This window comes from Bradyrhizobium sp. NBAIM14 (assembly GCF_020193895.1).
In the GTDB taxonomy this organism is placed as follows: domain Bacteria; phylum Pseudomonadota; class Alphaproteobacteria; order Rhizobiales; family Xanthobacteraceae; genus Bradyrhizobium; species Bradyrhizobium yuanmingense.
This window is the reverse complement of sequence record NZ_JADYVQ010000002.1, coordinates 1-20739: the sequence shown is the minus strand read 5'-3', so window position 1 is coordinate 20739 and position 20739 is coordinate 1. Positions and strand designations below refer to the sequence as shown.

Sequence of the window (20739 nt, the reverse complement as noted above, 5' to 3'; positions counted from 1 at the left end):
AAGATGTGATGTGTCTGGATGTTTCGGAGCGCGACCGACCCTTGGTGCCGACAGGGGCCCGCTGGGCTTGCCGGGAGCGCGCAGCACCGGGATTCCGTCAACGCCAGGCGCTGCGGGAAGATGCGAGGTGGCGCCCACGTCCCTGTGCCGGCCCGCTTGCACCCAGGCCAGCCGCCAGCGCTAGGACGAAGCAACGTGCCCTGGGGCTATCGCTTCCCGAGCAAGTTCGACCGAATCCTATCGGCGAACCAGACCACGAAGATCGCGGCGAACGAGAGAGCGAAGTACAGCACGGTCCACAGCAGTGCGTTGCCGGCATTCGACATGTGCGTCCTCCCTTGCATCAGAAATCAATCTTTTGCCGGGGAGGGTAGCCTTGGCCGCGACGGCGGGTTTGCGCCAGATCAATTTTGCTGCTCTGCGGCGGCGAAAAAGTCTACAGCCGAAACTCGTTGGTGAGCTCGCCGATGCCGTCGATCGCGACGGTCACCGTGTTGACGGGCTCCTTCATCACGCCGACGCCGACCGAGGTGCCGACCGCGATGAGGTCGCCGGGCGAGAGGGTCATGTCGTGGGAGATCCTGCTCACCAGCTCCTGCGCGCTGAAGATCATGTCCGAGATCGGGTAGTTCTGCCGCTCCGCGCCGTTGAGGATGGTGCGAACCGTGAGTTTTGCTGGATCGAGACCGGTCGCGATCACAGGGCCGAACGGACCGTAATCGTCGATGCCCTTGGCGCGGGCCCATTGGGCGAAGGTGGGGTCGCGCGTCAGGATGTCGTTGGCGGTAATGTCGTTGACGCAGGTGTAGCCGAAGATGTAGCCGTCGGCCTCATCTGGCGAGACACGGGCGCAGGTCCTGCTGATGACAATGCCGAGCTCGCCCTCATAGGTGGTCTTGCCGTCGTAATAAGAGGGGCGGCGGATCACGGCGCCGGGTGCGGCGATGCTGGTGGTGGCCTTGAGCAGGTACAGCGGCTCCGGCGGTTCAGGCTGGTTCAGCTTGGCCGCGAGCGCGTGGAAATTATTCCAGAGCGCGACGATCTTGCTGGGCACGCAGGGCGCAAGCAGCTCGACCTCCGAGAGCGCCAAAATCTTGCCCGTTGCGGCGTTGCGACCGAACATGTCGCCCTCGTGCACGGTGATGCCGGAGGACGTCAGCGTGCCGAAGCCCGTCGTCCCGGCATGGCGGAAGCGCAGCCATTTGGTCACGCTCGTCATCACGCCACCGCCAGTGCGCGCGGATCAGCCGGTGTCGAGACGCCGTCATAGAGGCCGGCGATGCGGGCGCGCTGCGTCACCATGGCCAGCACCGAATCGAGCGCGGGCGTGGCGATGCCGGTGAGCCGGCCCATCTCCTGCACCACGGTGACGAGCGGATCGATCTCCATCGGGCGGCCGCGCTCGAGATCCTGCAGCATCGAGGTCTTGTGCGCGCCAACCTTGCGCGCCCCCTCGATGCGGCGCTCGACGTCGACGCGGAACTTGACGCCGAAGGTCTCGGCGATGGCTTGCGTCTCCACCATGATCGCGCGCGACAGCGCGCGCGTGGCGGGATCGGTGCAGATCACGTCGAGCGTGGCGTGGGTCAGCGCGCTGATCGGGTTGAAGCAGACATTGCCCCAAAGCTTCAACCAGATCTCGTCGCGGATGCGGTCGAGCACGGGAGCCTTCAGGCCGGCGGCGGCGAAGAGATCGGCGAGGCGCTGCACGTCGGAGGTGATCTCGCCCGAGGGCTCGCCGAGCGGAAAGTTGTTGCCGTAGACGTGGCGGATCACGCCGGGCGCCTCGATCTCGGTGGCGGGATAGACGATGCAGCCGATGGCGCGCTCGGCCCCCAGCTCACCCCACTGCCGGCCGCCGGGATCGATGCTCTCCAGCGTCGAGTTCTCGTATTGGCCGCCGTGCTTGTAGAAGTACCAATAGGGAATGCCGTTGACGGCGGTGACGATGCGGGTGTGAGGCCCGAGCAGCGGCTGCATCTTTTCGATTACGCCGGTGATCGAATGGGCCTTCAGCGTGATGATGATGAAGTCCTGCACGCCGAGCTCGGTGGGGTCATCGGTGCAGCGCGGATGAACGGTGTGCTTTTCCTCGCCCGCGAGCAGCGTCAGGCCGCGCTCGCGCATGGCGGCAAGGTGCGCGCCGCGTGCGATCAGGCTGACGTCGGCGCCCGCGCGCGCGAGCTGAACCCCGAGATATCCGCCGATCGCGCCGGCGCCGTAGATGCAGATCTTCATGAAATCCTCGCGAGCAGAGACGGATTTTGGGACGAAAGATCCGGTCCGGCTCGGAAGGATCCGAGCCGGGGCCGGCAGTCGCAGGGGGAAGTTTTGCCGCTCTAAAGCGCGATGCGCTTTAGTCTATTGTTTGAGCATGATCTTGTCGGAAAACCGCTGCGCGCTTTTCCGGATCATGCTTTAAGCCGCCGCTTGCGGCGTGCCGTTGAGCGCCTCGTCCATCGCCGCGGCGATGTCGCGCATGCTGATGACGGAGACGAGGCTGTAATCGTCGATCACGGGCAGATGGCGGATATGATGACGGTTCATCAGATGCCGGACGTGCTCGATCGTGTCGGTGGAGGTGCAGGACACCAGCTGCTGCACCGAGACCAGCTGGGAGACTTTGACGTTGACGGCGCCCGCGCCGTGCTCGGCGACGGCGCGCACCACGTCGCGCTCGGTGAACATGCCGACCGCGGTGTTGCCCTCGGAGCGGACCACATCCTTGACCACCAGCGCGCTGATATTGTTGGCGCGCATCAGCTTGGCCGCGATCCCCACCGTTTCGTTCATACGCACCGTGACAACGCGCGGCGTCTTCTTGCGCAGAATGTCTCCGACCAGCATTGCAACCTCCCTGGGTGAGTGGTGAGGAAGTGTGGTATACATAATGCCAATCGTCAAGCGCTGGATTTGGCGGATCCGAAAAATCTTGCGACAGGCGTACTGACATTATCGCCGTGCCCCAAAAAGAAAGGGGCGCATCGCTGCGCCCCTTCGCAAGCCGGCAAGGTTCAGCAGCTCACGCCGTCTCGGTCTTGGCAGTGCCGGTCGCTTTGTCCGTGCGCTCGGCTTCCTGGCCGTGGATGAAGGCGCGGCGCAGCGGCTTGATCACGAGCAGCGCCATCAGCGCCGCCATGGCATTCAGTGCCACCGCCAGCACGAACACGGCCTTCCAGCCATAGGCGGTCGAGATCACGCTCGCGAGCGGGACGAGCAGGGAAGCCGTGCCCTTCGCAGTGTAGAGCATGCCGTTGTTGGTGGTTGCGAACTTCGCACCGAAGGTATCGCCGCAGGTTGCGGGGAACAGCGAATAGATCTCGCCGAACACGCCGAAATACACCGCGGTCGCCAGCACGAAGACGACAGGCACCCGGCCATAGGCCGAGAGCGTCAGCAGCATCAAGGCGGCGGTGCCGAAGGCGATGAACATGGTGGGCTCGCGGCCGATCGTGTCGGAGACCCAGCCGAAGAAGGGTCGCCCGAATCCGTCGAAGATGCGGTCGAGCGAGATCGCGAAGGTCAGCGCCGCCATCTGGAAGCCGGCGAGCGTCACCGGCGTGTTGGCAATCCCGAAGTCGCGTGCGATCGGGGCGATCTGCGCCGCAGTGATCAGCCCGCCGGAAGCGACCATGACGAAGACGAGATACATCGCCCAGAAAACAGGGCTGCGCAGCACTTGCGGCGGGGTGAAATCGATCCTGGTCTGCGGCAGGTTGATCTGCTTCTTCTTCGGCGGAATGGAGAGGCGCGGCGGCTGGATGAAGAAGGCGAGCACGAACACGACGAGGCCCTGGGCGATGCCGAAGGTGAGGAAGGCGTGCTGATAGCCGCTCGAGGCGATCATGCTCGCGATCGGCACGATGGTGATCGCGGCCCCTGCGCCGAAGCCGGCAGCGGTCGCGCCCGCCGCGAGGCCGCGGCGGTCGGGAAACCATTTCAGCGCGTTGCCGACGCAGGTGCCGTACACGGCACCCGCGCCCATGCCGCCGACGATCGCCGCCGCATAGAGCAGGGTGAGGCTGTCAGCGGAGGCGTTGAGGATCCAGGACAGTGCGATCATCACGCCGCCGAACATGATGACGATGCGCGGGCCGTATTTGTCGACGAACCAGGCCTCGACCGGCACCAGCCAGGTCTCGGTGACGACGAAGATGGTGAAGGCGAGCTGGATCGCGGTGCGCCCCCAGTGGTGGGCGGCATCGATCGGATCGACGAACAGCGTCCAGCCATATTGCAGATTGGCGATCATCGCCATGCAGACGATGCCCATGCCGAGCTGGAGCCAGCGGAAACCGGTGCGAAGCGGCGCGGCGGTGACGGCGCCGTCCGGGCTGGAAATCATCGAGAACCTCCCAGCGCCTGATTGTCCGTGACACAGGATCGCAAGACGACCTGGTGTCGCGAGTATTGTGGCTTATCGTCGCAGGCGCGACGCGGAGATTGGTATACGATATTCCACATTGCAAGCCCTAACTTGTCACTTCTTGGTGGCTCCGCTCGCGCCCCGGCGAGGCGATGCGACGATCGCCAAAGAAAAACGCCCGGCCGTGAGGCCGGGCGTCGTGCTTGCTGAATTGTATCGCCGGTCAGATCGTCGATTTCGCGACCACGACCTTGCGCCAGGGCTTGAGCACCGCGATCGCCAGCACCGAAGCCAGGATGTTGGCGCCGGCCGCGATGATGAACACGCTGTCCCAGGTCCCCGATGTCTGCTGCATGTAGTTGGCGATCGGCACCAGCAGCGCGGCGGTGCCCTTCGCGGTGTAGAGCAGGCCGGCATTGGTGGTCGCGAACTTGGTGCCGAACGTGTCGGTGCAGGTCGAGGGGAATAGCGAGTAGATCTCACCCCAGGCGAAGAACACGAAGCCCGAGAGCAGCACGAACCAGACCGGATCGTGGCCCCAGAGGTAGAGCATCCAGATGCCGAACCCTTCCATGCCGAAGGCGATGAACATCGTGTTCTCGCGGCCGATCATGTCGGAGATCCAGCCGAAGAACGGACGCGTCAGGCCGTTGAGCACGCGGTCGATCGTGGCCGCGAAGGTCACCGCCGTCATCGTCACCGCCATCAGCGTCACAGGGACGCTGTCGACCTTCCAGTCAACCGCGATCGGCTTCAGGTTCGCGGTGACCATCAGTCCACCCGCGCCGACGATCACGAACATGAAGTACATCAGCCAGAAGATCGGCTGGCGCAGCACTTCGGTCGGCTGATAGTTGCGCCGGGTCTGGATGATATTAGCATTCGCCACCACGTGCGGCACCTGGCCCGCTTTCGGCGCGAGCAGGAAGAAGGCGAGGAGGCAGATGATGATGCCTTGCCCGAGGCCGAAATAGAGGAAGGTGGTCTGGAATCCGCTGTCCTTGATCATGGCCTGGATCGGCGCCACGGTCAGCGCGGAGCCTGCCCCGAAGCCGGCCGCCGTGATGCCGGCCGCAAGACCGCGCTTGTCCGGAAACCATTTCAGCGCGTTGCCGACGCAGGTGCCGTACACGCCGCCGGCGCCGATGCCTGCGATGATCATGCCGAGATAGTAGCCGTTCAGCGAGGTCGCCTGCGCGTTGATCGCCCAGCCGATAGCGCAGAGCACGCCGCCGACCAGCACCACGATGCGCGGGCCGTATTTGTCGACGAACCATCCTTCAACCGGCACCAGCCAGGTCTCGAACAACACGAAGAGCGTGAAGGCCCATTGGATCGAGGCACGATCCCAGCCGAACGTCTTCTGGATGTCGGGGACGAAGAACGTCCAGCCATATTGGTAGTTGGCGATCATCACCATCGCCGCCACACCGATCGCCAATTGCGCCCAGCGATAGGCATCGCTTACGCGCGCGGCACTCGGGGCCGCTGCTGCCGACTGCACCATGTCCGTCATCAAAAACCCTCCCAAACGCGCCCATCATTTTTATGCATGCGCTGGCGCGCACTCTGGTATGCAATATGCCAAGATTCAAGCGAGGACGGGAGGGTGCGGCGAAATAGCGCGGGCTTGTTCACATGCGCTATGAGCGCGGAAATGTAAAGCCCGATCGCGTCGGCGTGATGGCGGCGATTGCAGTTGATTAAAGCTAAGAGGCTGTTTTTACAGCGCTTTATCTCGGATCGTCGACGTCGCGGGGCGTTGTTGAAAGCCTATGCACTTGGCGTTCTTGCAGGCCTGCATTGGTCGCGTGCGCCGAGGCGCCGTCGGCGGGGACGGCGCAATCTCTGGAATTCTATATTCCAGAAGTCTGGAGTGCGGCAATTTGGCGTCGGTACCGATGCGGATTGCGCAGATCCCGCCTCACGCCATCGACGTGCGCAGCCGGCTGTAGCCTTCCTGGATCGCGGACCAGAACAGGGCGACCAAGCCGAGCGCCATGATGGTGCTGACGAGGCCGTTGGAGAAGAACACCCCGAGCGATCCTTGCGAGCCCAGCAGCGATTGTCGGAAGGCTTCCTCGGCCTTGTCGCCGAGCACGATGGCGAGCACCAGCGGCGCGAGCGGGTAATTGCACTTCTTCAGGAGATAGCCGATCACGCCGAACACCAACATCAGCATCACGTCGAAGGTGCTGTTGTGCACCGAATAGGCGCCGATCGCGCAGAGCACCAGGATCAACGGCGCGATGATGCCGAAGGGTACGCGCAGGATCGCGGCGAAGATCGGCACGCAGGTGAGTACGACGATGAGCCCGACGAGATTGCCGAGATACATCGAGGCGATCAGGCCCCAGACGAATTCCTTCTGCTCGACGAACAGCATCGGGCCAGGCTGCAGGCCCCAGATCAAGAGGCCGCCGAGCAGCACGGCGGCGGTCGGCGAGCCCGGCACGCCGAGCGACAGCATCGGCAGCAGCGCCGCGGTGCCGGCGGCGTGTGCGGCCGTCTCCGGCGCGATCACGCCCTCGATCTCGCCCTTGCCGAAATTGTTGCCGCGTCGCGCCAGTCGCTTGGCGATGCCGTAGCTCATGAAGGAAGCAGGCGTCGCGCCGGCCGGGGTGACGCCCATCCAGCAGCCGATCAGGCAGGACCGCAGCGATGTCATCCAATAGGCGGGCAACTCGCGCCAGGTCTGGAGCACGACACGAAGGTTGATGCTGGCTTTGCCGCCGCGGAAGGCGAGCCCTTCCTCCATGGTCAGCAGGATCTCGCCGATGCCGAACAGGCCGATCACGGCGATCAGGAAGTCGAAGCCGTTGAGCAGTTCGGTGATGCCGAAGGTCAGCCGCAATTGTCCGGTGATCGAGTCCAGCCCGACCGCCGCGAGCGCAAAGCCGATCATCATTGCGGCGATGGTCTTGAACGGCGGCTCCTTGCTGAGGCCGACGAAGGAGCAGAAGGCGAGGAAATACACCGCGAACTTCTCCGCCGGCCCAAATCGAAGCGCAAAGCCCGCGACGAGCGGCGCAACCAGCGTGATCATGACGACGGCAAACAGCGCGCCGACGAAGGAGGAGGTAAAGGCCGCCGTCAGGGCCTCGCCGGGCTTGCCCTGCTGGGCCATCGGATAGCCGTCGAAGGTGGTCGCCACCGACCATGGCTCGCCAGGGATGTTGAACAGGATCGAGGTGATGGCTCCCCCGAACAATGCGCCCCAATAGATGCAGGACAGCATGATGATGGCCGATGTCGGCGGCATGCTGAAGGTCAGCGGAAGCAGGATCGCGACGCCGTTGGCGCCCCCGAGCCCCGGCAGCACGCCGATGAGGACGCCGAGCGTGATGCCGATCACCATCAGCATGATGTTGTAGGGCTGCAGGGCGACCGCGAAGCCGTGAAACAGATTGGCCAACTCTTCCATGTCAAAACGTCCTGCAGCAGCAATTGAATGGGTGGATGGGTCTCACAGGCCGAGCCATTCCTCGAGCGGCCCCTTGGGCAGAGGGACGAGGAACCAGCGCTCGAAAACGAGGTAAGTCACGACCGGCATGCCGACCGCCACCGCTGCGACGGTCAGCCAGCGATAGCCGCCGAGCCAGCGCATGAACCAGGCGATGAAGAGCATTGAGCCGACGTAAAGGCCGATGAACGGCATTGTGCCGACGTAGATGGCGGTCGGCACCACGACGCTCATGACCTGGCGCAGCTGCCCCCATTCGGCGAACAACCGTCCGTCGTCGTCGCGCTGCGCGTTCCAGACGTTGATCGCACTCGCCGCGACGATGGCCGCGCCGATATAGAACGGGAAAAATCCGGCGCGCGGCCCCTCCGGGCCCCAATTGATGCCGGCCTTGAGGCTGCCGAAGATCACGATGAGGCCGAACACGCCGATCAGCAGCCCCATGCCGATTTCCAGCGTCTTGTGGGCGGGGCCGGATTCGGCTCGGGATCGTTCAGTCATGAGGCCTCCAGGCGGAAATGCAGTCTTTCGCAGTCGCTGCCGGCGCGAGGACGCACAGCATCCTCGGCCGTCATCGATGCCAGGCTCAATTCGATGCGAGGAAGCCGGCTTCCTTCATCAGGCTTTCGTGCCGCTTCTCCTCCGCCTCGATCCACTTGGCGTAATCGGCGCCGGTCAGGAAGGTCGTGTTGAAGGCGCCGCTCTTCATGAACTCCTGCCACTCCGGCGTGGCGCGGACCTTCTTGAACAGCTCGACGTAATATTCGACCTGGTCCTTCGTGGCCTTGGGCGACATGAAGATACCGCGCAGCATGAGATATTCCATCGCAAGGCCCTGCGACTTGCAGGTCGGAATGTCCTTCCAGGCCTTGCCGTCGGCGATCGGCTCGTCATAGGCCATCGGCTGGGCGTCGAACACGCAGAGCGGACGGAGCTTGCCGCCGCGCCATTGCGCGACCGCCTCGATCGGGTTGTTGACGGTCGAATCGACGTGGTTGCCGACCAGCTGCACCGCGACTTCGCCGCCGCCCTTGTAGGGAATGTAGGTGAACTTGGCGTCGATGGCCTTCTCGATCCCGACCGTGATGATCTGGTCTTCCTGCTTGGATCCAGTGCCGCCCATCTTGAACGTGCCGCTTGGTGCCTTCTTCGCGGCCTCGACATAGTCTTTCACGGAGCTGTACGGCTTCTCGGCATTCACCCAAAGCACGAACTCGTCGAGCGCGAGCATCGCAACCGGAGTCAAATCCTTCCAGTTGAAGGGGATGCCCGTCGCCAGCGGCGTCGTGAACAGGTTCGACAGCGTGATGATGATCTTGTGCGGATTGTTCGCCGACGTCTTCACATCGAGGAAGCCTTCACCGCCTGCGCCACCGGCCTTGTTGATGACGACCAGCGGCTGCTTCATCAGATTGTGCTTGGTGACGATGCCCTGGATGGTGCGCGCCATCTGGTCGGCGCCGCCGCCTGTGCCCGCGGGCACGATGAACTCGACCGGACGGACCGGCTCCCAGGCGGCACGGCTAGCGGTGCTGCTCGCGCACGACATCACCATTGCCGCCAACGCGACATTCAGAACGAATGGCTTCATCTTGTTCACTCCCTGTCGAACCCTCAACGCAGCCGCTCTTTGTCGGCTTGCGTTAGCCCATCCCGAGTCACATGCCCCGGGATTACCCTTGCGGTCTAGCACCCATGGCAGTCCCGATAGAAACTGTATGAGCAGGGATAACGCGCGGCATCCGCATCTTTCGGCTAAGGCTTCGCCAAGGGCGCGGCAAAACTTGCCACTCGGCCTTCCGTCCTGCGTTACGCTTCCCCGTCCTTACACTTTTGAATCGTGCAACCATTCTTGTTTGAATGGATGGTATGCGAAATGCCAGTAGACAAACAACCGGAATCGTCGGTTGGCCTCGGCGGACTAATCGTCGCAGTTCCGCTCGCCTGCGAGGGAGGGCGCTGCCAAACAGAAATGGCCCCGACAGGCGGGGCCATTTGGTCAAACACCGTGTTTTTGGCTTCTGTGCCGTCGCCCGTTCGGTGAGGCAGCGAAGGCCTTCTTACAGGCCGAAACGCGGCAAGTCCCCGTTGCGATTGGAGATTTCGGCGCTCGCCAGCAGCAAGCCGTCGATCGCGGCCATCAGGCGCGCGAACAGCGAGGAGGAGGGCGCAAGAGCGACGGAAGCGGTCTTCGACATCGGAAATCCCTTTCTTGAGAACAGTCAGTCTTGCTGTCTCATTTCTGGGAACAATCTATGTATGCCAGATGCCAGCGTCCATGCTCTTGTTTGCATAGCAGCATTCTTTCTTCCGCATTGCGGCATAGGCGGTGAACCGAGCGCCTTGACAGGGTCAGGTCGTATAGCGAATGTAATGTTATAACATTACATAGTGAGATGCCGTGTCTCGTCGTCCTCGGCCCATCCCCCTCAAGAGGCTGTTCGATCTCCATGCCCAAACTCCCCGTTACCGTCTTGTCCGGCTTCCTCGGGGCTGGAAAGACCACTTTGCTGAATCACGTCCTGAACAATCGGCACGGCTTGAAAGTGGCGGTAATCGTGAACGACATGAGCGAGGTGAACATCGATGCGGACCTGGTCCGCGATGGTGGTGCCAACCTCTCGCGGACTGATGAGAAACTGGTGGAGATGACCAACGGTTGCATCTGCTGCACCCTGCGCGACGATCTCCTGAGGGAAGTACGTGCGCTCGCCGAAAGCGGGCGCTTCGATTATCTGCTGATCGAATCGACGGGCATTTCGGAGCCGCTCCCCGTCGCAGCGACGTTCGATTTCCGCTCGGAAGAGGGCGAAAGCCTCTCCGATATCGCCCACCTGGACACGATGGTGACGGTGGTCGACGCCGCCAACCTGCTGAAGGACTATTCCTCGACCGAGTTCCTCGGCGAGCGCGGCGAGGCGCTGGACGGCGACAAGCGGACGCTGGTCGATCTCCTCGTGGAGCAGCTCGAGTTCGCCGACGTGATCGTCCTCAACAAGGTGGACGATGCCTCGCCGCAACAGCGCGAGGCGGCACGGCAGATCATCCGCTCGTTGAATCCCGAAGCCGACATCATCGAGGCCAATCACAGCCGCGTGCCGTTCGACCGCGTGCTCAACACCGGCCGGTTCGACTTCGAGAAGGCCCAGCAGCATCCGCTCTGGTACAAGGAGCTCTATGGTTTCGCCGACCACGTGCCTGAAACGCAGGAATATGGCGTCAAGAACTTCGTCTACCGCGCCCGCCGGCCGTTCGATCCGGCGAAGTTCGACAAGTTCGTCAAGGCATCCTGGCCAGGCGTGATCCGGGCGAAGGGTCATTTCTGGCTGGCGACGAGGCCGCAATGGCTCGGCGAGATCAGCCAGGCGGGAGCGATTGTGAGGACCGAAGCGCTGGGGTTCTGGTGGGCGAGCGTTCCAAAGGAGCGGTGGCCGAACGATGAGGCCTGGCGCAAGCGGCTCGGCCAGTATTGGGACAAGCTGTACGGCGATCGTCGCCAGGAGATCGTGTTCATCGGCACCGGCATGGACGAGGCCGAGATCCGTGGCAGGCTGGACGCATGCCTTGTCCCTGATACGTCCACCATGGACATCGCCGCATGGTCCGCTCTCGCCGATCCGTTTCCGGCCTGGCGTCGAGGCGATCAGTCCAACTGATCGACGTGCCTGCCAGCCACGCGACGTGAGGTCCGCGCTCGACCATCTCGGACCAGGTCTTGCAAGGGGACGGTAAAGCCGTTAGTGCTCTGCCCCCTTTCCAAGCATCATTCAGAGTGGTTCATGTCGAGCGCCTCGCCCGCCGTCTCGATCGGCATCGATTTTGGCACCAGCAACACGGTCGTTGCGCTGGCGGCGGACGACCGACGGGTCGAAGCCATTCGCTTCGACCATGGCGGGCAGCGTCACAGCGTCTACGTGTCGGCGCTGTGCTTCTGGGAGGACCGGCCGGGCGCCGGTGCCCAGGCGGAGGGCGGGCCATGGGCGATCGAGCAGTTTCTCGAAGGACGCCACGTCTACCGTTTCCTGCAATCGTTCAAGACCTTCGCAGCGAGCTCGAGCTTCAACACCACGCAAGTCTTCCGGCAGCGCTACAAATTCGAGGACATCCTGGCGGCGTTCCTGCGCACGCTGGCGCGCCATGGCGGGGACAAGTTCGGCTTCGAGGCGGCGAACATCACGGTCGGTCGCCCTGTGCGCTTTGCCGGCGGCAATCCCGACGAGGCGCTGGCGATGCAGCGCTACCGCGCCGCGTTCGAGCGCTTGGGCGCCGGCCACGCGCGCTATGTCTACGAGCCCGTGGGCGCGGCATTCTCGTTTGCCCGCAGGCTGGAGCGCGATGCCACCGTGCTGGTGGCCGATTTCGGCGGCGGCACCAGCGACTTTTCCGTGATGCGTTTCTCGCGTACGGGCGGCGTTCTTCGCGCCGAGCCGCTCGGCCATGCCGGCATCGGCGTTGCCGGCGACACCTTCGACTATCGCATCGTCGACCACATCGTGTCGCCGCGGCTCGGCAAGGGCTCCAGCTTCCGCTCGTTCGACAAGGTGCTGCCGGTCCCGACCGGGCACTACACGAACCTGGCGCGCTGGCATCAGCTCGCGATGATGAAGAGCAACGGCGATCTGCGCGAGCTCCGCGAGCTCGCGCGCACCGCGCTGAAGCCCGAGCTGCTCGAGGACTTCATCACTATCGTCGATCTCGACCTCGGCTTTGCGCTTTACCGCGCGGTGTCCGACGCCAAGGTGGCGCTCTCGGCGCAGGACGAGGTGGACTTCCGCTTTAGGGGCGGCGGCGTCGACATCGGCGCGGCCATCACGCGGAAGAAATTCGAAGCCTGGATTGCCGACGACATCGCCCGGTTAGGTGCCACCGTCGACAAGGTGCTGGCCGAGGCCCGCATCGCCTCGCGCGAGGTGGAGAAGGTGTTTCTGACCGGCGGCACCTCGTTTGTGCCTGCGGTCCGAAAATTGTTCGCCGACCGCTTCGGCAACGAGCGCCTGATGTCCGGCGACCAGTTCGAGTCGATCGCCTATGGCCTGGCGCTGATCGGGCACAGTCCGGATCCCGAGCGCTGGACGGCAGGCGGTGCACCTGCCGCGAAGGCATAGCAGGCGGCGTTCGGCGTCTGTGCGGCGACGCTGTTCGATCGCTATTTCTGCTGAATTCGGTTCAGGTAGTCGATCACGGCGAGAATCCGAGTCCGCACGACGACCTCCGGGTTCTGCTGCGGCCCTGCCTTTTGCCAGTAATAGGAATCCACGGCGTGAGGCAGGTTGACGATGGGGTTGAACCGCTCGCCCCAGATCGGCATTTCACGGGTGCCGTGCGCCGGGACCGATTTCGACCCATACAGGGTTTCGTAGACGGCGTTGGTGGGAAACACCCCGTTGTTGTTCTTGGTCAGCACGGTCAAGTCGGAAGGCCGGGTCTTGAGCTGGCTGCCGACGGGTCCGTTGCCCCTCGCGTCAGTGCCATGACAGCTCGCGCACGAAGACTGAAATTCCGCCTTGCCGATATCGACGTCTTCGCCCTTGGCGGCGGTGGCGAAACCGGCGGCAAGACCGGCAATGATCAACCATTCGACAGCAGATCGCATCATTTCGCCTCCGACGCGCGCAGGGAAGACGTCTGCTCCTAGCCGCTTCGCCGTCTTGACGGCTTGATGCATATCAAGACTGCACACCAGTGCCGCCGCGTGGGCAAAGGCGCGCTCCGCCGTGCGCGCCATCTGGCAAGTGCCGTTGGGTGGGCAAAGGCGCGCTCTTCGCGCGCCGTGCCCACCATCTTTGCGAGGTTGAGAGACCGTTGGTGGTGGGCACGCTTCCGCCTTCGCTCGTCGAGCTACGGCGGACAAGTCGCTTGGCCCACCCTACCATACTGACCGCTATTCATTGATCTCCGGCTCGACGAGCCTGGCCAGATTACGCAGCGATTCCTGCCAGCCGAGATAGCACGCCTCCGGTGGAATGACGTCGGGGATACCGGCCTGCGTGATGTCGATCTCGGTGCCGACCGAGACTTTCTTCAGGATCACGGTCACCTGGATTTCGCCGGGCAGGTTGGGGTCGTCGAATCTGTCGGTGTAGCGGAGACGTTCGCCCGGCACGAGCTCGAGATATTCGCCGCCGAACGAATGGCTGTTGCCCGTCGTGAAGTTCCGGAACGACATCTTGAACGTGCCGCCGACCTTGGGCTCGAAATGTTGCACGGTGCAGGTAAAGCCGTTCGGCGGAAGCCATTTCGCCATCGCGTCGGCTTCCAGGAAGGCGCGATAGACTTTCTCCGGGCTGGTGGCGAGAACGCGGTGCAGGCGGACGGTATTGGGCATGGTTGTTATCCTCAGTGTTGATGGGCCCGAGCTGGCCTCTATGGCCCATTCATGTCACGAGGACGACCGGGACGTCGCTGATCCGACAGGACTTTGCGGATTTTTTGTCGCGGGTGCCGGGACCGCGAACCCCTCATATGCGAGAACCCTGCCTGCGCAGGGACCGCAGAGCGCAGAAGCTCTCTCCTGGTTTAACCGCGCACGTGAGGAACACGGAGCGTATCGGCTTGTTGTTCGCGATCAGAACAGGAGACAGTCAGATGATCAAGAAGCTCATGCTGGGCGCAGTGATCGCCTCGATGATGGGATCCACCGCAATGGCGCAACCCAGTCAGCAACAGGGAGGCGCGCAATCCGGGGTGGGCGGAACAAGCGACACCACGAAGAACAATGACAAAACCAAAGGCGGCATGACGACCGGGACCTCGTCGACCGGCACCACGGACGGCTCGGGCAGCAGCACCCCTGGCGGACAATCCTCCAAGAAGAGCTCGACGCCCAAATGAGTTCAGGAGGCGCTCATTGTCGGTCTACGACCAAACGATGGGCGCAAACTTCAAGCCGCGGCAAGGAAGTTCTTTGCGGAGCAGCGGCGCGCTCTTTGATCGGCTCGGCCTAGGCCCCAACGTCATTCGGTGTCATTGTGAACGCCAATCTGTAACGACCTGGCGTCGGACCATCCTGCGCGCCCGCTCTTTGAAGCGATGGCGGCGAGAGCTGTCCGGCGATGACAGCGTCAACCGCATCGATATCGTAACCTGACACCAGAATGATCCAGTCGGCGGCACCGTCATTGCCGCGGATTTGCTGTTCAGTGGTGGGCGAACTCGTCTTGGGCGTATCGGTCAGGAGGAGGTGGGCGCCCGTCAGCCCCGGCTTGGAGGCGAGAGCGCCAAGCGTATCGAGAAGGTGGGCCTGTAGCTCGGCGGCCCGTCCGTTGAGCGGCGACAGCCTGATGGTGGCGAGCGCGCCTGCGATGCCGCCGCCAAAGCTCGCGGCGATCCGGCACTGGCTGCGCACCATGCCGAGATGATGTGGCATCATCTTCGTCGACCACGGCGTCGGCGCATTGAGCCGGTCGAGATATCCCTTCGACGTGAGAACGCCGTAGTGCTCGAGCTCGTAGAGCACGAAGAAGCCCTCGGCATCCGTCGCGCTGGTCCAGCGCGAACCCCGGCGAAAGCCGGGAATGCTCATCCGCTCGGGAAAGTGCTCGTGCGAATGCCAGTCACCGAACTCGCTGCGCTGCTCCGGGCGGACACTCCACCACATCGCGACGGCGGCCTTGCCGAGCAGTGACATGCTGACCTCCCTGCCTTGCGCGGGGCTATCGCATTTGAAAGCTTCTCCTTGCGGCCATCCTTCGAGATGCCCGCTTTAGGCGGGCTCTCAGGATGAGGGCTGAGTGCGCGCAGGCCGCCACTAGTCATATGCGATAGCCCTGACTTTCTTGCGGACACTTTGCCTCAACACCAACAGCGGCGGCAAGGTGTCTCCGCCTGGCAAGCCGCAGCCACGACACGATCGGAGGCGATCATGGTGCGTGGTGGACGCGAGCCAGCCGAGCGCCGGACTGCGCGTCCGATCACATCGGCTCGCCGACATCGCGGCGATAATGCCTCGGCGAAGTTCCGAAGCGGCGGCGGAAACAGCGGTTGAAGTAGGACACCTCGTTGAATCCGCAGGCATAGGCGATATCGCTGATCTTCGATCGGTTGTAGCGGGAATCGAGCAGCATCTTCCGTGCCTTCTGCAACCGCAGCTCGGTGACACGTTCGGTAAAGCTCGATCCGGTCTCCTGCAGCAGTTCCTGGACGTAACGCGGCGAAAGCCCTAACTTGCGTGCAAGTTCGCTCGGCGAAAACGACGGATCAGCGAAACGCCCCCTGATATCTGCGATCACGTCCTGCAGCCGCGCGGCACGCAACCCGCGCCGCGTCGCAAGCTCGGCTGAATCGCCGCGGGCGCCGAGGGCCAGCGCGACCAGATCGATGAGATGCGTGCCGATGTTCTCCTTCAGCACGAGGTCGGCATCGATGTCGGAGTCGATGACGATGGCGAGATAGCGCTCCAGGTGACGCAAGGCCGGCGATGCAGCCAACGGCGTCAAGGCAAGGTCCTCGAAATTCGGCAGCCGCTCGGCCAGCAGCGCGCGCGGCACCGTGATGCCGCGAAAGGCGATCGGCCCATCAAGTTGCGACGCGATCGGCGCGGCGTTGGTATAGAGCATCGCCTCCCCCGCGCCGCGAATGGCTTCGCGGCCTTCCTGCCTGATCAGCGTACTCACACCGTTGAACGTGGTGCCGATGATGTAGTCGCCGCGGGTATCGGCTTCGACGTGACGCTGGGTACGAACTGCCGTCTGAATATTAGCCTCAAGCTGGGTGACCGCGATATCGCCGAGTTTCAGGAATTCGGACCGCGAGTAAAACGGCGCATCGGGAAAGAACGAAATGTCCGCCGCGCACAAATGGTCGGTGAACAGGTCGAGCCACAGCCGCTGGCGCGCACCTTCGTCAAGATGCGCGGGAAGCTGATCCGAAGCGAATACGACCTTGGACATCGTTGCACGGCAAAGTTCAGGTGTAACTTGATACCGCCGCAGAGTTTATCGCGGCGCAAGCGCTACGTGTGCGGTAAAGCGCCGCATTCTCTGCGAGAACCAATTGGCTGCGCGCGCCAGTCTAAGTCGAGCACGTCGCTGTCAAACTTCGTCATGCTTTGAACGGGCGAATGTATCCACCGAGCAACATGGATTCCGAAAAGGGCAGACGATGCGGAATCGTTCAACTCGGGTGCAGGCCAGGACAAGAAGCCGATGGCCATGACGTGTCAGTAACTTAGCCATCAAACGACGGCGGCAAGGGCGTGGTGCGCTACGCCTTTTGACGGGGCGCGTTCCTGTGGTTTTGGAGCGCCTGCTTTGGAATTGGAATTGGGGGGTGGAGTGAAAAAGCTGACATCACTGACGGGCGCTTCATTGGCTGGCGCCTCGATCATGGTTTCTGCAGGAGCTCTGGCCGCCGACCTCTCTGTGAAGGCGCCACCCCGACCCGCTTGGGTGGATAGCTGGGCCGGGCCTTATATCGGCGCCTATTTCGGCGCGGGTGCCGGACGTGTGACGGAATCCTCGACGGGCCGTTTCGGTAACAGTTCTGTCTCGACAAACGCCGGTGTTGTGACGTCGAGCTCGACCCTGGCCGGAACGACTGCGAGCAATCTTGCGGGCGATGTGACCGGTTCGATGGTCGACCTGTTCGCGGGGTATAATTGGCAGGCCGGGAGTATCGTGGCGGGCGGACAGGTCGAAGGCACGGTCTTTTCCGATGTCGCGTTGAAGCCGTTCGGCAACGAGACGCTCAACAGCGTCAGCACCAACGTGCTGCTCGGGGCGGTGACCTCGACGGGTGCCCGCACGGCGATCGTGCAGAGCAACCAGCAGCTGCGCTCGCGGGTCGGGCTGATCGGCCGGGTCGGTTTTCTCGCGCGTCCGGATCTGCTGCTGTATGGCCTCGGCGGCCTCGAGCTCGGTCACTTTACCTTTGCCGACGGCGCCGATCCTTTCGGCGGTGACAACAACAAATGGGTGGCCGGCTACACGGTCGGCGCCGGCGGCGAGCTGAAGCTGACCGGCAATTGGTCGCTGCGCGGCGAGTATCGGTATCTGAACTTTGGCTTCAACCGGAGCGCAGCCGCCAGCTCAACGGCCAACTCGGCGACGGGCGCAACCACGTCCGTCTCGACTAGCAGTCAATCCTTTTCGTCACGCATAAATGCTGATTTCCACCTGGCCAAGATCGGTCTGGTCTACCAATTCGGTGATTCCGGGCCGCTGTCCGCAATGGCGGCGATACCTTCGGCAGCACGCGGGTCTTCATTCGCAGGCGCCTGGGGTGACAGCTGGGCCGGCCCCTATATCGGTGCTTACGTCAGCGCCGGCGCCGGACGGGCAAGGCAGACCTCCACGAGAATCGACGACGAAGGCAATGCCAGCAGTCTCGGCGGGTCGTCGGCGTTCACGCGATCAGGATTCGGCAATCTCGCCGGCGACATGACCGGTTCGATGGTCGATCTGTTCGCGGGCTACAATTGGCGAACCGGCAATGTCGTGGTCGGCGGGCAGATCGAAGGCACCCTGTTCAGCGACGTCACCACAAGGATGGTCGGCAACGAGGCATACAGCTCGGTGTCGAGCGACAACGGCGTCGTCACCTCGACAGAATCGGGGACGAACAGCATCGAGGACCGGCAGCAATTGCGCTCGAACGTCGGCGTGATCGGCCGGGCCGGTTATCTGGTGACACCGAATGTGCTGCTGTACGGCCTCGGAGGCCTGGCGCTGGGGCACCTGACCTATCCCGACAATTATCCCGACCCGGAAGCGCAGGTCAGCGACAAGAACGGCAAATGGGTGGCCGGTTATGTCGCGGGCGCGGGCGGCGAGGTCAAGCTGACGGACAGCTGGTCGCTGCGCGGCGAATACCGCTACATGCATTTCGGATATGACCGTAACGAGCCGTCAGGCAACTCGTCGACGTCCGTATCGGGCGGCGGCACCAACACGTCCACCAACAGCACCGTCCACCGGCGGCATATCGATGCCGATTTCCACGTCGGCAAGGTTGGACTGGTTTACCAATTCGGCGCGTCAGGCGCGCGGTCGGCGATGGCGGCACCGCCGGGCCCGGCCTGGAGCGACGGCTGGGCGGGACCCTATATCGGTGCCTATTTTGGTGCCGGTGCCGGACGTGCGGCGGAAACCATCGCAACGAACAACAGCAGGACCAGCACGACCACCAGCGTCGGGACCACGACCTCCACCAGCACTGAATCGGCGCGCGGCCGTCCCGTCGGGGACGTGACGGGCTCGATGGTCGATCTTTTCGCGGGCTACAATTGGCGCGCCGGCAATGTCGTGGCCGGCGGGCAGATCGAAGGCTCGGTGTTCTCCGACGTTACGTTCAACACCATCGGTCCTCAGACATTCACCTCAGTCGACACCTCGAACGGAGCTGTCACCTCGCGGTTCTCGGGCTCGCAAACCGCCGCGAGCCAGGCTCCGCAGCAGCTGCGTTCGAATGTCGGCGTGATCGGCCGGGCCGGTTATCTGGTGACACCGAACGTGCTGCTCTACGGCCTCGGGGGTCTGGCGCTGGGGCATTTCACTAACGCAGACGGGGACTTCAGCCGCGGCGATTCCAGCGGCAAGTGGGTGGCCGGCTACACATTGGGCGCCGGCGGCGAAGTGAAGCTGACAGGCAATTGGTCGCTGCGTGGCGAGTATCGCTATGCGCATTACGGCTTCGACCGCGACGAATCCAGCAAATTCGCATCGAACTCGCAATCGACCGGATCCTCCAGGACCTCTGTGTCCACCGACAGCACCCATCGTCAGATCAATGCCGATTTCCACACCGGGAAGATCGGCATGGTCTACCGGTTCGGTGAAGGCGGACCGCGTTCGGCCATGGCCGCGATGCCTGGCGCGCCCAGCGACCACTGGGCGGGCCCCTATCTCGGCGCCTATTTCGCTGCCGGCGCAGGCCGCGCCCGACAGAACCTCGCCTCGACGGCCGACTCCGCGCAGCAGAATTTCAATGGCGCCGTGCTAACGACGAATGGCGTCGTCAGCACGACGACCCGCGGCAATGCCGTCGGCGACACGATGGGCTCGATGGTCGACCTGTTCGCAGGCTACAATTGGCGAGCCGGCAATGTCGTGGCCGGCGGTCAGATCGAAGGCACGCTGTTCTCCGATGTCGCGTTCAAGACGGTCGGCGAGCAAACGAGGAATACCCGGCAAGTTTCCAACGGTGTCGTGACGACAGGTGTCAATCAGGTGGCGATGCAGGCCAGCGAGCAATTGCGCTCGAACGTCGGCGTGATCGGCCGGGCCGGCTATCTCGTGACCCCGAACTTGATGCTTTACGGTCTCGGCGGCCTGGCGCTGGGCCATTTCACTTTTCCCGATCCCGGCAATTTCGAAGGGCCCAACGGCAAGTGGGTGGCGGGTTATACGGCCGGCGCGGGCGGCGAGTTCAAGCTGACGCAGCGATGGTCATTGCGCGGCGAATATCGCTACATGCACTTCGACATCGACCGCAACGAGACACGGACCAGCTCGAGCACGCAGACCCTGGGCACCACGACCATTTTCAGGTCGAACGCAGACACCACGTCGCGAAAGACCAGTGCGGATATTCACATTGCGAAGATCGGTGCCGTCTATGGCTTCTGCTATTGCGACTAGGTGCACGGTGGCAAACGCGCATGCAGATGGTGGTTGCGATCACCTCTGTGAAATAGGCAGGCGAAAAGCCGCTACTGAATCGTTCCATGGGTGCGCCGCCTCTCGGCGCAATTTGAGGGAAGTCATGAAATCCATTGTCTCCGGTACTCTCCTGATCTCGGCTCTCTGTCTCTCCCACGCCGCCTCCGCGGCCGATCTCGGCAGGGCTTACACCAAGGCGCCGCCCGCGCCGGTCGCATTCAGCTGGACCGGTTTTTACGCCGGCGTGCATGGCGGTTATGGCTGGAGCGATCCGACGGCGACCTTCGATCCCGGCGCGCTCGCAACCGGGACGG

Annotated in this window: 17 protein-coding genes and 1 pseudogene; 5 read left to right on the top strand and 13 right to left on the bottom strand. The window is 63.3% G+C overall.

The window, feature by feature from the left end; all coding sequences use genetic code 11:
- Nucleotides 1–436: 436 nt before the first annotated feature.
- From I6F28_RS05905 to I6F28_RS05865, 9 genes are all read right to left on the bottom strand, one after another.
- On the bottom strand, nucleotides 437–1219 hold the full coding sequence (locus I6F28_RS05905) for a fumarylacetoacetate hydrolase family protein (RefSeq protein ID WP_225139463.1): 783 nt from the start codon (nucleotides 1217–1219) through the stop codon (nucleotides 437–439).
- On the bottom strand, nucleotides 1219–2238 hold the full coding sequence (locus tag I6F28_RS05900) for a 2-dehydropantoate 2-reductase (protein ID WP_225111762.1): 1020 nt from the start codon (nucleotides 2236–2238) through the stop codon (nucleotides 1219–1221). The genes I6F28_RS05905 and I6F28_RS05900 overlap by 1 nt, the downstream gene beginning before the upstream one ends.
- Before the next feature lie 180 nt (nucleotides 2239–2418).
- A complete protein-coding gene (locus I6F28_RS05895) occupies nucleotides 2419–2847 on the bottom strand; it encodes a CBS domain-containing protein (protein ID WP_036005729.1) in 429 nt (142 codons plus the stop codon).
- A gap of 175 nt (nucleotides 2848–3022) precedes the next feature.
- The gene (oxlT, locus tag I6F28_RS05890) at nucleotides 3023–4345 is read right to left on the bottom strand and encodes an oxalate/formate MFS antiporter (protein ID WP_225111763.1); all 1323 of its coding nucleotides are present in this window, start codon (nucleotides 4343–4345) and stop codon (nucleotides 3023–3025) included.
- Between the two features lie 244 nt (nucleotides 4346–4589).
- The gene (gene oxlT / locus I6F28_RS05885; protein ID WP_036005723.1) at nucleotides 4590–5882 is read right to left on the bottom strand and encodes an oxalate/formate MFS antiporter; all 1293 of its coding nucleotides are present in this window, start codon (nucleotides 5880–5882) and stop codon (nucleotides 4590–4592) included.
- 408 nt (nucleotides 5883–6290) lie between these two features.
- Nucleotides 6291–7790, bottom strand: a complete 1500-nt coding sequence (locus I6F28_RS05880) for a tripartite tricarboxylate transporter permease (RefSeq protein ID WP_036005721.1) — start codon at nucleotides 7788–7790, stop codon at nucleotides 6291–6293.
- A gap of 42 nt (nucleotides 7791–7832) precedes the next feature.
- Nucleotides 7833–8330, bottom strand: coding sequence for a tripartite tricarboxylate transporter TctB family protein (locus tag I6F28_RS05875; protein WP_036005718.1), 498 nt, complete (start codon nucleotides 8328–8330; stop codon nucleotides 7833–7835).
- Nucleotides 8331–8415: 85 nt separating this feature from the next.
- The gene (locus tag I6F28_RS05870; RefSeq protein WP_036023325.1) at nucleotides 8416–9420 is read right to left on the bottom strand and encodes a Bug family tripartite tricarboxylate transporter substrate binding protein; all 1005 of its coding nucleotides are present in this window, start codon (nucleotides 9418–9420) and stop codon (nucleotides 8416–8418) included.
- A 469-nt stretch (nucleotides 9421–9889) separates the two neighbouring features.
- Nucleotides 9890–10027: a hypothetical protein gene (locus tag I6F28_RS05865; protein WP_167361641.1), complete on the bottom strand. Its 138-nt coding sequence runs from the start codon at nucleotides 10025–10027 to the stop codon at nucleotides 9890–9892.
- 252 nt (nucleotides 10028–10279) lie between these two features.
- Here I6F28_RS05865 and zigA point away from each other — a divergent pair, with 252 nt between their 5' ends.
- Nucleotides 10280–11485: a zinc metallochaperone GTPase ZigA gene (gene zigA / locus I6F28_RS05860; protein WP_225111764.1), complete on the top strand. Its 1206-nt coding sequence runs from the start codon at nucleotides 10280–10282 to the stop codon at nucleotides 11483–11485.
- A 123-nt stretch (nucleotides 11486–11608) separates the two neighbouring features.
- Nucleotides 11609–12934 (top strand): Hsp70 family protein, encoded by a 1326-nt coding sequence (locus I6F28_RS05855; RefSeq protein WP_225111765.1) that lies wholly within the window; start codon nucleotides 11609–11611, stop codon nucleotides 12932–12934.
- A gap of 41 nt (nucleotides 12935–12975) precedes the next feature.
- Here I6F28_RS05855 and I6F28_RS05850 read toward each other — a convergent pair whose 3' ends face one another.
- Both I6F28_RS05850 and I6F28_RS05845 read right to left on the bottom strand, forming a co-directional pair.
- Nucleotides 12976–13554 (bottom strand): c-type cytochrome, encoded by a 579-nt coding sequence (locus tag I6F28_RS05850; RefSeq protein ID WP_225111766.1) that lies wholly within the window; start codon nucleotides 13552–13554, stop codon nucleotides 12976–12978.
- Between the two features lie 156 nt (nucleotides 13555–13710).
- Nucleotides 13711–14154 (bottom strand): SRPBCC family protein, encoded by a 444-nt coding sequence (locus I6F28_RS05845; RefSeq protein WP_225111767.1) that lies wholly within the window; start codon nucleotides 14152–14154, stop codon nucleotides 13711–13713.
- A gap of 260 nt (nucleotides 14155–14414) precedes the next feature.
- Here I6F28_RS05845 and I6F28_RS05840 point away from each other — a divergent pair, with 260 nt between their 5' ends.
- Nucleotides 14415–14660 (top strand): hypothetical protein, encoded by a 246-nt coding sequence (locus I6F28_RS05840; RefSeq protein ID WP_036005707.1) that lies wholly within the window; start codon nucleotides 14415–14417, stop codon nucleotides 14658–14660.
- Nucleotides 14661–14769: 109 nt separating this feature from the next.
- On the opposite strand, the gene I6F28_RS05835 is transcribed toward I6F28_RS05840, so the two are convergent.
- Both I6F28_RS05835 and I6F28_RS05830 read right to left on the bottom strand, forming a co-directional pair.
- Complete coding sequence (locus tag I6F28_RS05835; protein WP_225111768.1) at nucleotides 14770–15456, bottom strand: hypothetical protein; 687 nt, start codon at nucleotides 15454–15456, stop codon at nucleotides 14770–14772.
- 283 nt (nucleotides 15457–15739) lie between these two features.
- On the bottom strand, nucleotides 15740–16717 hold the full coding sequence (locus I6F28_RS05830; protein ID WP_109144350.1) for an AraC family transcriptional regulator: 978 nt from the start codon (nucleotides 16715–16717) through the stop codon (nucleotides 15740–15742).
- A 435-nt stretch (nucleotides 16718–17152) separates the two neighbouring features.
- Here I6F28_RS05830 and I6F28_RS05825 point away from each other — a divergent pair, with 435 nt between their 5' ends.
- Together I6F28_RS05825 and I6F28_RS05820 are read left to right on the top strand one after the other, a co-directional pair.
- Nucleotides 17153–20404 carry an outer membrane protein gene (locus tag I6F28_RS05825; protein WP_225139462.1) on the top strand — a complete coding sequence of 1084 codons (3252 nt, stop codon included), beginning with the start codon at nucleotides 17153–17155 and terminating at the stop codon, nucleotides 20402–20404.
- 124 nt (nucleotides 20405–20528) lie between these two features.
- A pseudogene (locus I6F28_RS05820) lies at nucleotides 20529–20739 on the top strand (outer membrane protein); the annotation flags it as partial.